The 11836-nt window shown below is 45.5% G+C and carries 11 protein-coding genes; 1 reads left to right on the top strand and 10 read right to left on the bottom strand.

Annotated features, from left to right (window positions below; all coding sequences use genetic code 11):
- The first annotated feature begins 42 nt into the window (after nt 1–42).
- Nucleotides 43–399: an MmcQ/YjbR family DNA-binding protein gene (locus IGI71_RS00355; protein ID WP_115231505.1), complete on the top strand. Its 357-nt coding sequence runs from the start codon at nt 43–45 to the stop codon at nt 397–399.
- Nucleotides 400–506: 107 nt separating this feature from the next.
- On the opposite strand, the gene IGI71_RS00350 is transcribed toward IGI71_RS00355, so the two are convergent.
- From IGI71_RS00350 to IGI71_RS00305, 10 genes are all read right to left on the bottom strand, one after another.
- On the bottom strand, nt 507–1949 hold the full coding sequence (locus tag IGI71_RS00350; protein ID WP_430616037.1) for a glycoside hydrolase family 1 protein: 1443 nt from the start codon (nt 1947–1949) through the stop codon (nt 507–509).
- A 221-nt stretch (nt 1950–2170) separates the two neighbouring features.
- Entirely contained in the window at nt 2171–3484 is a 1314-nt protein-coding gene (locus tag IGI71_RS00345) for a PTS sugar transporter subunit IIC (protein ID WP_430616036.1), read from the bottom strand.
- Between the two features lie 7 nt (nt 3485–3491).
- Complete coding sequence (locus IGI71_RS00340; protein ID WP_430616034.1) at nt 3492–4772, bottom strand: DUF4038 domain-containing protein; 1281 nt, start codon at nt 4770–4772, stop codon at nt 3492–3494.
- A gap of 46 nt (nt 4773–4818) precedes the next feature.
- Complete coding sequence (locus IGI71_RS00335; protein ID WP_275853410.1) at nt 4819–5676, bottom strand: alpha/beta hydrolase; 858 nt, start codon at nt 5674–5676, stop codon at nt 4819–4821.
- A 12-nt stretch (nt 5677–5688) separates the two neighbouring features.
- Nucleotides 5689–7137: an FGGY-family carbohydrate kinase gene (locus IGI71_RS00330; RefSeq protein WP_430616032.1), complete on the bottom strand. Its 1449-nt coding sequence runs from the start codon at nt 7135–7137 to the stop codon at nt 5689–5691.
- A gap of 1 nt (nt 7138) precedes the next feature.
- A complete protein-coding gene (locus tag IGI71_RS00325) occupies nt 7139–8080 on the bottom strand; it encodes a transketolase family protein (RefSeq protein WP_194193658.1) in 942 nt (313 codons plus the stop codon).
- The gene (locus IGI71_RS00320) at nt 8067–8903 is read right to left on the bottom strand and encodes a transketolase (protein WP_333718848.1); all 837 of its coding nucleotides are present in this window, start codon (nt 8901–8903) and stop codon (nt 8067–8069) included. Before IGI71_RS00320 ends, IGI71_RS00325 begins: the two co-directional genes overlap by 14 nt.
- Complete coding sequence (locus tag IGI71_RS00315) at nt 8894–10312, bottom strand: L-fucose/L-arabinose isomerase family protein (protein WP_060791682.1); 1419 nt, start codon at nt 10310–10312, stop codon at nt 8894–8896. Before IGI71_RS00315 ends, IGI71_RS00320 begins: the two co-directional genes overlap by 10 nt.
- A gap of 31 nt (nt 10313–10343) precedes the next feature.
- Nucleotides 10344–10631, bottom strand: coding sequence for a PTS cellbiose transporter subunit IIB (locus tag IGI71_RS00310; RefSeq protein WP_221692645.1), 288 nt, complete (start codon nt 10629–10631; stop codon nt 10344–10346).
- 158 nt (nt 10632–10789) lie between these two features.
- Nucleotides 10790–11797 carry a LacI family DNA-binding transcriptional regulator gene (locus IGI71_RS00305; RefSeq protein WP_016608965.1) on the bottom strand — a complete coding sequence of 336 codons (1008 nt, stop codon included), beginning with the start codon at nt 11795–11797 and terminating at the stop codon, nt 10790–10792.
- Nucleotides 11798–11836 lie beyond the last annotated feature (39 nt).

Below are 11836 nucleotides of genomic sequence, written 5' to 3'. Positions count from 1 at the left end.
ATAATATAAGTAGTTTTCTATTATAAAAAGGCAGGGATACCCATGGATCTTAAAAACCGTCTGATCGCCTTCGCTCAGACCTTCAATGATGTTCAGGTCGACCATCCATTTGCAAAGTTTCCCGAGTACCAAGTCTTGCGGCACCGTAAAAGCGGCAAATGGTTTGGCTTGCTGATGACTGTAGAAAAGCAAAAATTAGGCTTGGAAGGAACGGAAATGATCGGAATTTTAGATGTCAAAGCAGCGCCCGAAATGGTTTCGATCATCAATCAAAGCCGCGGCTATTTACCCGCTTATCACATGAATAAAAACCATTGGCTCACCGCATTACTAGATGGCTCTGTATCAGAAAAACAACTCCAATCTTTGTTACGAGACAGCTATGAACGTACCCGTTAAAACCAAATATCAAAAAAAAACGATCAACGATGCGCCTGTATAGGAGCACCGTTGATCGGTTTTCTTTTATAACGGATCCTGTGTCATCCGTGAGTCTAACGAAACACTTAGGCCAACTCTTCTCCGTTTGTTGCAATGACTTGTTTGTACCAATCGAAGGATTTTTTCTTGGAACGATCCATCGTGCCGTTGCCTTCGTCATCAAAGTCAACATAGATAAAGCCATAGCGTTTGCTCATTTCGCCTGTTGAAGCACTGACAAGGTCGATACAGCCCCATGGGGTGTAACCGATCAAGTCTACGCCATCAGCGATCGCTTCGCCCATTGCTTCAATGTGGCGGCGCAAGTAATCGATACGATAATCATCTTCGATCTTTCCTTCTTCGTTAAAGGTATCAATGGCTCCTAAGCCGTTTTCCACGATAAACAACGGTTTTTGGTAACGATCATACAGTTCATTCAACGCGATGCGAAGCCCTTCTGGGTCGATTTGCCAGCCCCATTCACTTGCTTCTAAGAATGGATTGCGGACGCCGCCCAACAAGTTTCCTTGCACTTCATCGGCTTCTTCTGTGGTGATATCCACGGCAGAAGACATGTAGTAGCTGAAGCCAACATAGTCAACAGTATGTTCAGCGATCAAGGCTAAGTCTTCTTCGGTAATCTCAAGATCCTCTTTATTGACGCCATGTTCTTTGTACAAACGATCCGTAAAGGATGGGTATTTTCCACGTACTTGCACGTCGGCACAGTAGTAGTTGAAGGCTTGATTATGGATCATCGTCGCCACTTGGTTGACTGGGTTCGCATCAATGCTGTAAGTCGTTGCATAAATGATCATACAACCGATCTGTAACTCTGGGTTTAATTCATGGCCGATTTTGACTACTTTACTGCTGGCAACAAATTGGTTGTGCCACGCTTGGATCACGTTTGTAAAGTCGCTGGCACCCGTGCTGTTGACCATTCCTTGACTCAATGCGGAGAAATGGAAAGCAGAGTTGATCTCATTGAAGGTCATCCAGTATTTGACTTTGCTGTGGAACCGTTCCAAGACAACTTTTGCAAAACGTTCATAGAAATCGATCAATGCTCGATTTTTCCAGCCACCGTATTCTTTGGCTAAATGCAAGGGCATTTCATAGTGAGAGATCGTAACCACTGGCTCGATCCCGTATTTCAAACATTCATCGATCAGCGCATCGTAAAATGCTAGCCCAGCTTCGTTTGGTGTCGTTTCATCGCCTTTTGGAAAAATACGTGTCCATGCGATAGAAAAACGATAGCTCTTGAAGCCCATTTCTGCAAACAACGCAATGTCTTCTTTGAAACGGTCATAATGGTCGATCCCGCGATGATTTGGGTAGGTGTATTTGTCCTCATCGATCGTCCAATCAAACGTATCACTGCCTAAAATCGCTAAACGCTGTTTGCCGCCAGGCATTGCATCCGCCACTGACAATCCTTTGCCATCGCGATCGAACGCCCCTTCTAATTGATTCGCTGCGGTCGCGCCGCCCCATAAGAAATTTTCTGGAAATTTTGCCATTTGCTCGTTCTCCTTTTGTTTTCTTTTGATAAACCTACCTAGCTGATTACTGAAAAATCCCCGATAAAAAACAAAAAACCTAAATAAGAGCCGCTGCTAAAACGAGAAGAGCGCTTTCTTATTTAGGTCTTGCCTGATCAAGTCAGTAACAATCCACGTGGGTTTTCTTTCTTTAACTATAGCACTAACTCGTTGGCTTGTCATCATAAAATCGGTTTCTTTTAAACCGTTTCCCCCGTTGCATCGATACTTTCAGTTTGACCCTCCGCTTGCGCTGCTTCTGCTTCTGTTTTTAATTTTCCTTTATCTAATATTTTGACAAAAGGAATGTACAGCAAGCAGCCTGCCAAAACGCAAACGACTTGTAGAACTGCGACCTGCCAGCCTCCAGCTAGAAACCCATTTAGAAAAATCGGTGTGCCAAAGGGAACTTGTACGCCACTAAGTCGTGGGACGATCCCACTCCAGATCGCTAGGTACGCCACAAGCACTTGAACCAATGGTGTTAATATGAACGGAATCGCCATGATTGGATTCAAAATCAGCGGTAAGCCAAAAATCACCGGCTCATTAATGGTGAACAATCCAGGAACGGCACTCAGGTTAGCGACTGTCCGTGATTGTTTTGATTTCGCCAACAGCAAAATAACGATAATCAATGACAATGTTCCCCCAGCCCCACCAATACCAGCAAACAAATCATAAAACGACTTACTCAAAATATTCGGCAACTCGGAACGAGCAACGCCGCTAGCCAAAGCATCCATATTTTCCACATCCATTGGTAAGTACAAAGCGGTGACAAAGCTACCCACCACCAACGAACCATGGATACCGAAGAACCATAGCACCATTTGGATCAGTACAATAAATAACAACGAACCTACACTAGAAGACAAGCTTTGCAGCGGCATTGCCAAGATTTGATAGATGAAATCTGAGAATGAGCCATAAGAAGTAAAACTGAATGCCCAGCTAATGACGATCGCGGTAAACCCAGAAATAATTGCTGGAATCAAACCGGCGAAGGTATCCGTCACAAATTGCGGCACGCCTGCTGGCATTTTGATGGCGATATTTTTTTCTAAAATAAAGCAGTACAAACGAGCAAAGACTAAGCCACAGATCATAGCGGTAAACAAGCCTTGAGCGCCGAGTTTGCTCATGTCGAGGGTCGTTGTTTCCTCTAAGGTAACCATTGGCGTCATCATCAAAAAGGCAAACAGTGAAACGATGCCGGCAGGAACCGCCGATTGCTTAAATTCTGTCGCTAAACGGTGACCGACCAGAAAGGAAGCGTACACGGAGATAACCCCGACGGTCATACTGTAACCGACGGAAAAATAGCCGCCAATATTGATCGAATTGATAAAGTCTGTCCATCCTTGAATCGGCAAAACTGCTAACAATAAGGCGATCGAACCAATAATGTTGATTGGCAGCGTCGCCATCAACCCGTTTGAAATTGCCTTTAAATACCGATTGTTGGAGATTTTATCTGCAAATACTAACACCTTATCCATATACTTATCCATTTTCTTTTCACTCCTTTATTTGGATGACAAACAATACATCTTCATGACAATTGTGGGGATGGAAAACAGTGATACCATCGGTAACTGTCAGTTTTGGTTTCAAGAAACGATTGGTATTCAAATCGATCAATGTGACGGTCGCTGTAGAAAGATCTCCTTGCAGACGAACTGTTGTATTGCTTGGCAAGTAAAGCAACGCATCCTTCGTTCCTGCGATGGCTGCCATACGAATCTGTTCATCTGCATCGATCAAGCGCTCTTGGCAAGGCACAAGCTCCTGAATATTTAATAATTCGAATAATTGCTTGATAAAGCCATAGTCATCTGCCCCAGGAAAAGATAAAGCTTCTGGCCAAACCATCGGACGATCAAACGCTTCCCCGATTTCTTCCGCAAAAGTCGCCGTCGGGGTTTGCCAACTCCAGATGCCGTGGGCACCGTACGTGATCCCAGCCGCGCCGCCGGCTAACAGTGATTGCCATGCCGCTTTGCGGACATCCTTTTGACCAAATCGGCCGTATACGTGACGGGCATAGCCCATTTGTTCATAGCAAGGTTCTGAGTTGATGATCGGCAGCTGCGGTTGTCTTTGATAAAAACGCTCTGCCAAATAATAAGGCATATTCAAAAAGGCGCTGTTATGACCTGATTGGTATAAAAATAAGTCCAAATGTTCGACGATCGTTGCGGAAATCTCTTCAAAACGTCCCTTGATATGAATCGTTTTCAGAGTATTGGGCGAATGCTTTTCAAAGAAAGCAAAGGCTTCTAGATACGTATCGATGGTTGGCTGTGTTGGGAAATCCGTATCGCCACCAATAAAGTAGATCGGATGGAAGGCATCAAAAGTCGCAATCACTTTTTGATAGTAGGCCTGGCGGCAATCCTCCGGCAACACGTTGCGTTCTTTGTCCAACTGGCTAGCCCACGTGCCTGCGACATAGTTTGACCACAAGACGACCAACGCTAAAGTAAAGCCTTTCTCGTCGGCAATTTTACAAAGACGCTGAGCCCGTTCGAAATAGGCATCCTCCCAAACAGTAAAATCAAAGACGCCCGCATCAAGAGGAAACGGCAAGCAGTCAAATTGACCACGGCTGCGATCCCATTGCGGTAACACATTGATTTGAAGGGTATTGAAGCCCTGCTCTTTGCGTTTGTCTAAGTAAGTGATCCAGTCATTTTCTTGAATACTAGTAAAGGCACTCCAGCAAGTATCGGCTAAATAAAAGAAATGCTGTCCGTCTCGCAATAAGGTGCGTTTGTTTTGGCTTACGGTGATTTTCACAGTGGTGCTCTCCTTTCATCGGCACAAGTTGTGCACCGACGGTTTTTTAATCAATATAACTACTGAGCCAGCCTTCGCACAGCTCAAACCATTTGGCGACATGGGCATTGTGGTGACTTGGCTTGCGTGCCGTTGTTCGATCCGCTAATGCCAGTCCGTGTTCGCCTTTTTCAAAAATATGCAGTTCGAATGGAATCTCGGCTTCTCTTAATTTGACCGCCAGCTTCAACGAGTGCGCCACATCGACTAAGACGTCTTCCGTCGTATGCCAGAGAAACATCGGAGGTGTCCACTGATCGACATGATGCAAAATGTTCATGGATTGAATGGCTTCTTCCGTCGGTTGTTTACTCCCAAAAAAGCGTTCGTTGGCAGTTAAAGGTGTTTCGATCAGACTAGCAGCAAAGCCTAGCTCATCGATTGGGAAGGCATGCTCTTGATAAACCAATGGGTAGCCGGCGATCGCCAAATTCACTTTCAGTAAGTCACTGCTAACGCCCAACGCTTCTGCCAGCTCAGCATCGTGCCAGCGCGTCGCTAACTGCAACGCTAGATGTCCGCCTGCTGAAAAACCGCAAACGATGATTTGCTCCTCATCCACCAACCATTCTTGAGCATGCGCACGAATGGTTTTGACGGTTTGGGCGGCTTCCATCAAGGCATTGTGGGGAACGTTTTTCACTTGGTCACCGGTGGTGTACCATAAAACAACACTATTTAGCCCGATACTATTGAATTTCAAGGCAATGACTTCCGCCTCTCGATCACTGGTAAATGCGTAGCCGCCGCCTGGACAGACGATCACTAGCGGTCGTTTCTTACCGACATTGTACTCTTTGGATTGGTGCAATAAATAGGTATCCACGTAAGCCGTTTGATTCAATTGGATTCGTTGGGTCTCCATATAGTTCCTCCTTTATCCTTCACTAAAAGCAGCTGATTTCTCAATGAACCGTTTCCATTTTTCATATTTCAAACGGATCACGGCCTGTTCGGCTTGCGGAACGATCGTGGTTTGCTGAATAGCTGGTTCATTCATGGTTGGATTGGCAACAAGCATCGTGCCGATGGCTGAAAATTCTTCGACTTCGCTGACGATGACGGGTTTATTGATCAAAGTCGCCAATAAGCTCATCAAGGCGCGGTTTTTCGAAACACCGCCATCGATCATTACCTGATTGATCAGTCGTTCAGCGACTTCTTCCATCACATCGATCACTGCTTTGATTTGAAAAATGATGCTTTCTAAAACGGCTTTCAACAGCTCATGAGTCGTCGTCGTGCGTTTCATGCCGACAAAGCTGGCAGTCATCGTATTATCCCAAAAAGGGGCACCCATTCCTTGCAATGCTGGGATAAAATAGATGTCTTCTTGACTGTCATTGGTCAGCACTTCTTGACAAATCTCAGCTACATCTGGCAGCGGAGCCACTTGCTCACTGAACCAGTTGATGGCGTCACCACAGGAACGGATGATGCCTTCTAGCGCAAACGCTGTTTCCTGGCTAGTTTGCCAGCCGACCGTCGTCAAAATGCGGCGATCCCGCAACGTCTGCTCCTGCTGCACTTGCATCATGATCGAACAACCGGTACCCATCGTGATTTTTACATCCCCAAGGCTTTGACAACCTTCCCCGAATAATGCCGCTTGTGAATCGGCTAAGATTCCTTTGATAGGGATTCCGTGATAGTTACCGAAAACCGTATCAGCAGGTTTGATCGCTGGTAAGTCTGCTAAATGGATGCCAAAAAGTTTGACGAGCTCTGCATCCCAACAGCCCTCTTCAATATTGTAAAACAATGTTCGGCACGCGTTGCTGGCTTCTGTCGCAAATACTGTCCCTTGCGTTAAATTCCACAACAGCCAGCTGTCCATCGTACCGATCGCCAACTCGCCAGTTCCCGACTTTTCCTTGATAGCCGATAATTCTTGTGCCAGCCATTTCACTTTGGTGCCAGAAAAATACGGGTCTAAGCGTAAACCGGTCTTTTGATTGATCGTCCTTTCCCAGCCTTGTGCCGTCAATTCTTCACAAATCGCGGCGCTGCGGTTGCATTGCCACACGATCGCATTGTACAGGGGATTGCCAGTCAATCGGTCCCAAGCAACGATCGTTTCTCGCTGATTGGTCAATGACAAGGAAATGATTTGATCTGCAGTGATCGCTTGTTCTTGAAACACTTGTGCCAGCAATTCTTGGACATTTTGCCAAATCTCGAGGGGATCATGTTCGACCCACCCGACTTTTGGATAAATTTGGCGGTGTTTTTTATCGTAACGCTGCAGGATTTTCCCTTCTTGAAACAGTAAGAGCTTGGTACCGGATGTACTCTGATCTAAAACCAGCTGATAGGTCTTGTCCATCTTAAGCTCCTAGAAACGCAACCGCTGTTTTCGCTATGGAGGCACCGTCTAATCCATAATGGGCAAACAGTTCTGACGAAGAACCAGTAATCAAGGCTTCATCCGGAAAAGCAATGATTTTTTGTCGAATGTCCGTTTCTTCTGCCAGCGTTTCCGCCACGGCAGCTCCTAAGCCGTTGTATCGGCTGTGTTCTTCCACAGTGATCACGGTGCCTGTTTCTTTCGCCACTCGTTTGACCGTTTCTGAATCAAAGGGCTTCAAGGAATGAACATTTAAAACGGTAGCAGTGATACCTTGTTTTTCCAATAGCTCAGCAGCATCCAACGCTTGGCGCACGGTTTCGCCAGTGGCGAGCAATGCGACATCTTGACCGCTTCTCAGCTCAATGGCTTTGCCGATCTCAAAAGGATAATCTGCAGAATCATAACAATCTTCAACAGGATTACGACCGAGACGGATATAGGCTGGTTCATTTGATGCCGCTAAGGCTTTAAACATTTGGATCGTTTCAAAGCGATCTGCTGGCAACAGCACTTGCAAATTAGGGATCGCTCGTGCCACTGCGATGTCTTGCAAGGAATGATGACTCATGCCTAATGCCCCATAGCTGACACCGCCGCTGATGCCTACGAGTTTGACATTTTTATTCGAATACGCGACATCGACTTTGATCTGCTCGATACTGCGCATGCTGAGAAAACAAGCAGGAGAGGCAACGAAAGGGCGTTTGCCCATATGGGCTAAGCCGGCCGCAATACTGACGATGTTTTGCTCTGCGATCCCTACTTCCACCAATTGTGTCGGTAATTCCTTGGCAAAAGCTGCTAACGAAGCGGAACCACGAGAATCACTGGTCAACACCGTGATCGCAGGATTCTTTTTTCCTTCTTCAATCAATACGTCGCACATCGCTTGGCGATTGGCAATATTATTTTTTCCCATGAGTCAAAACCTCCATTTGCTGATCAAGTTCGGCAATGGCTTGTGCAAGCTCTTCTGCAGTTGGCACTTTATGATGCCATTGCGCTTGATTTTCGGCTACAGAATAGCCTTTGCCTTTGATGGTTTTAGCAATGATCAGCTTCGGCTGATTGGGCTGATGCGGTTTTTCTAATGCAGCCACCAAGGCAGCCATATCATTGCCATCAACGATATGCACATCCCAACCAAAGGCACGCCATTTTTCATCTAGCGGCTCCACTGCCATCACATCTTCCGAGGCGCCAGTGATCTGCAAGCCGTTGCGATCAATGATGGCGGTCAAATTGTCCAGCTGATAGTTGGCAGCCGCCATGGCTCCTTCCCATACCGAGCCTTCTGCTAATTCGCCATCTCCCAACAACGTATAGGTTTGATACGTGCGGTGATCCAGTTTGCCTGCCAAGGCGATCCCTACTGCGACGGGTAAGCCGTGACCTAGCGAACCAGTATTCATCTCAACACCAGCTACTTTATTGTTTGGATGACCGATCAGTCTTGAACCAAATTGCGAAAAGGTGGCTAATTCTTCTTTCGGCAAAAAACCTTTGTCCGCTAAAACGGCCCATAATACTTCTGCAGCATGTCCTTTACTTTGGATATACTGGTCACGATCTTGCTTTTGGGGATCTTTCGCATCGACATTCATTATCCGATAATACAGAGCCACTAAAATATCGGTACAAGAAAGATCCGAACCAGTATGTCCCGTTTTTGCTTGATAGATCAGCTCTAACACGGATTTTCGAATCGTTAAAGCCTTCATCTCCAGCTCGTTTATTTCCATGATTGATCCCCTCTCAAGTATGCTTTGACGTCTTCTTCGATTGGATCATAAAAATCTGGCTGCACGCCGATGTATTTGCACGCTTCGTACAAGATCGGCACCACATTTTTTCTGACCGCCGCAACGTGATGAATATAAGGGCCCTCAACGAGTTTGAATTCCAAGCGATTCAAATTCGCAAATTCCAGATAGAGATAGGTTCCTTGATTGTATGGTCCATCGATCCCTTTACCAGTACCCATCAGCAGTGAGTACTCGCCGTTGTCCCCATCAAAGCGACACAGCGTATACTCGTCTTTGATTGCCCGAAAAGCGACTGATCCTGGATAGTCAAAAACAAAATGTCGTTGCGGCAAGATCGGTTTGGTCTCTGCGGTGGAATAAGCAAAAACTCCTAAGTGCTGCAGCAATTCGCCATTCTCATTTTCTGGATGGCGGCAGTTGACATCCGCAAAGATTGCTCGGTGTTCCCCCAACGAAGCGGCTTCGACTAACAGTTCCGAGATCGCCCCATGGACATCCGTCTCACAGACAAAAGGCAAGCCTTCTTCTTGTAACAGCGACAGGGAGGCATACGGTAAAATACCGATTTCGTCTTGTAAGGCCGTCCAACACTGGATGACTCCTGCATTGCAGCCGTAGCTTTCACATAAGTTTTGCAAAGCCACTTTAAGGGCTGCCACCATCTCCAAATCTCTCGCCGAAATTTGGACTTCCGTATTGGTTTCGAAATAATCAATGACTGCTTGCAATTTATCTGGCTGCTGTTCTTTGACTTTCTTGATTTCTTGCACCACTTCTTGGATCGGTACTGGTGATAGCGAAATATTGAAACGCTCCAATAGTTCGCCTTCGTTGCAGATCACGGTCCAAAAATCAAAGGGACGTGGACCTACTTGCAAGATTCGTGTTTGTTTGAAGGTCTTGACGACATTGCAGACTTTGATAAAGTCTTGCAAGCCGCGGGCAAATTCTGGTGAATCAATATCAGAATTTTTGACATAGGTGAAAGGTACCTTGAAACGGCGCAAGACTTTCCCAATAGCGAAAAGACCGCATTGCGTATCCCGCAAACGTGAACCATCGGCGGCTGGTGTCTCGTCTTTGGGTCCCCATAGTAAGACGGGAACATCTAGTTTTTTGGCTAGACGAGCACAGGCATATTCCGTACCAAAGTTTTCATTGGCTAGAAAAAGACCGTCGATCTTCGCTGCTTTGAATTTTTCGGCGATTTTTTCAACCCCTTCATCATCGTATAGCAAGCCGTCTTCGTTGATATCTAAAATATCTACATAATCAATGGCCAGTTCGTCCATTTTTTGTCGTGTCAGATTGGCGTACTCAATGGCTGCTTCTGCACTAAATAAATTTCTTCTAGTCGGGGCGAACCCGATGGTTACTTTATCCATAAAACCACCCTTTGCGTTTTAGTATATTTAGCTAAATTTTTATTTCTTCGGCGATTCGTACTACATTTCTGCTCAGAAATTCCTCATCCGTCAGTAAAACGATTTTTTTATCAGGAAAGGCTGCGGCGACTTTCGCTTGATTGAAGCGGGTTTGAGGAGCTAAAATCAAAAAATCATAGTCATTTCCCACCATAAATATTTCTGAAAAAGGCGCGGAATTCACTTGGTAATGCTGATCATCCGCTAGTTGCTCTTTGAGCGCTTTGACGAGCAGTGCGCTGGAGAGCCCAGTTGCACAAAAGAGACCGATCTGTGTCATCTATTCACTTCCTCAAAATGTAATCCCTTACTTTTTACACCTTAAATATAGCACAAGCTAAATATTTTGCAATAGTTTTAGATAAATATTTTTGTTTAATAACTAAAAAAAAGACAAAACGCTTGCTAAACGTTTTGTCCTTTTTCATATTTTTCTTCTTAATTGATGCTTTCGCGTTCGACGATCGTCGTGGCGACCAGCATTTTCAGATGGTTTTCATCTTCACTCGTGATTTTCTCGATCAAGCGTCGCACGGCTTGGCGACCAAGATACACTTTATCTACTTTGACGGTGGTCAGCGGTGGGTTGCAAAATTCCGCCAAAGGAATATCATCGAACCCAACGATGGTCAACGGATGATCGGGAAACACTTCGCGAATGGCTTTCATTGCACCGATGGCGATATTGTCATTGACCGCAAAAAAAGCGCTTGGCAACGGTCGCTGATCGGCACGCAAGGATTCCAAATAGACCTTCATATCTTGATAGGAGCCTTCCAAGGTGGGTTCTACTAAGGCTTCCGTCTCTTCATAATGGATCAGATCATGCTCTTGGATCGCTTGGATGAACCCTTGCTTGCGTTCACGGAAGTTGTTGATTTGAAAGGTAGAATTGATAATGCCGATGTCACGGTGGCCTTTTTCGATCATCTTTTCAACGATCTCATAGGCACTGTCACGATTATTGATGGCGACAAAATCAAAGTCCTGCGAATTAAACACCGTATCTAAAATCACTAACGGTACTTCCAAATGGCGAAAGACTGCTAAATCTTGTTTTTCCAATTCCGTTCCTAACAATAGCAAACCATCTGCTAATTCTGGACGGATCTTTTCAATCGGGTCTTCTTCTGGTGCCAGTGTGATATGGGAAATGACCAGTTCATAGCCTAACGCACTGCACTCCATTTCGATTCCTCGGATCAATTCAGAAAAGAAAGGCGTATCCCCTACGACATTTCCTTGTTTGTTCATTACGACAAATTTGATTTTTTGGCTTTCCGTTTTTTTAATTTCTCGCTGATCAAAATACCCCATCTCACGAGCGATCTTCAAGATCGCTTGCCGTTTTTGTTCACTGATCCCCTTACGATTGTTGATCGCATTAGAGACTGTTCCGCTGGAAACGCCAGCTTTTCGGGCAATATCAGAGATCACAACTTTCATTTGCTCACCGCTTTCTGCTTCTCATTCTGTTAAAAGTAT

Source organism: Enterococcus sp. DIV1279b (assembly GCF_050531515.1).
GTDB classification, from domain to species: domain Bacteria; phylum Bacillota; class Bacilli; order Lactobacillales; family Enterococcaceae; genus Enterococcus_D; species Enterococcus_D casseliflavus.
This window is presented reverse-complemented; position numbering and strand designations above follow the sequence as displayed.

Excerpts from the sequence above, each read along its gene's own strand:
- IGI71_RS00355 (WP_115231505.1), top strand. The coding sequence starts at position 43 with ATGGATCTTAAAAACCGTCTGATCGCCTTCGCTCAGACCTTCAATGAT.
- IGI71_RS00350 (WP_430616037.1), bottom strand. The coding sequence starts at position 1,949 with ATGGCAAAATTTCCAGAAAATTTCTTATGGGGCGGCGCGACCGCAGCG.
- IGI71_RS00345 (WP_430616036.1), bottom strand. The coding sequence starts at position 3,484 with ATGGATAAGTATATGGATAAGGTGTTAGTATTTGCAGATAAAATCTCC.
- IGI71_RS00335 (WP_275853410.1), bottom strand. The coding sequence starts at position 5,676 with ATGGAGACCCAACGAATCCAATTGAATCAAACGGCTTACGTGGATACC.
- IGI71_RS00330 (WP_430616032.1), bottom strand. The coding sequence starts at position 7,137 with ATGGACAAGACCTATCAGCTGGTTTTAGATCAGAGTACATCCGGTACC.
- IGI71_RS00325 (WP_194193658.1), bottom strand. The coding sequence starts at position 8,080 with ATGGGAAAAAATAATATTGCCAATCGCCAAGCGATGTGCGACGTATTG.
- IGI71_RS00320 (WP_333718848.1), bottom strand. The coding sequence starts at position 8,903 with ATGGAAATAAACGAGCTGGAGATGAAGGCTTTAACGATTCGAAAATCC.
- IGI71_RS00315 (WP_060791682.1), bottom strand. The coding sequence starts at position 10,312 with ATGGATAAAGTAACCATCGGGTTCGCCCCGACTAGAAGAAATTTATTT.
- IGI71_RS00310 (WP_221692645.1), bottom strand. The coding sequence starts at position 10,631 with ATGACACAGATCGGTCTCTTTTGTGCAACTGGGCTCTCCAGCGCACTG.
- IGI71_RS00305 (WP_016608965.1), bottom strand. The coding sequence starts at position 11,797 with ATGAAAGTTGTGATCTCTGATATTGCCCGAAAAGCTGGCGTTTCCAGC.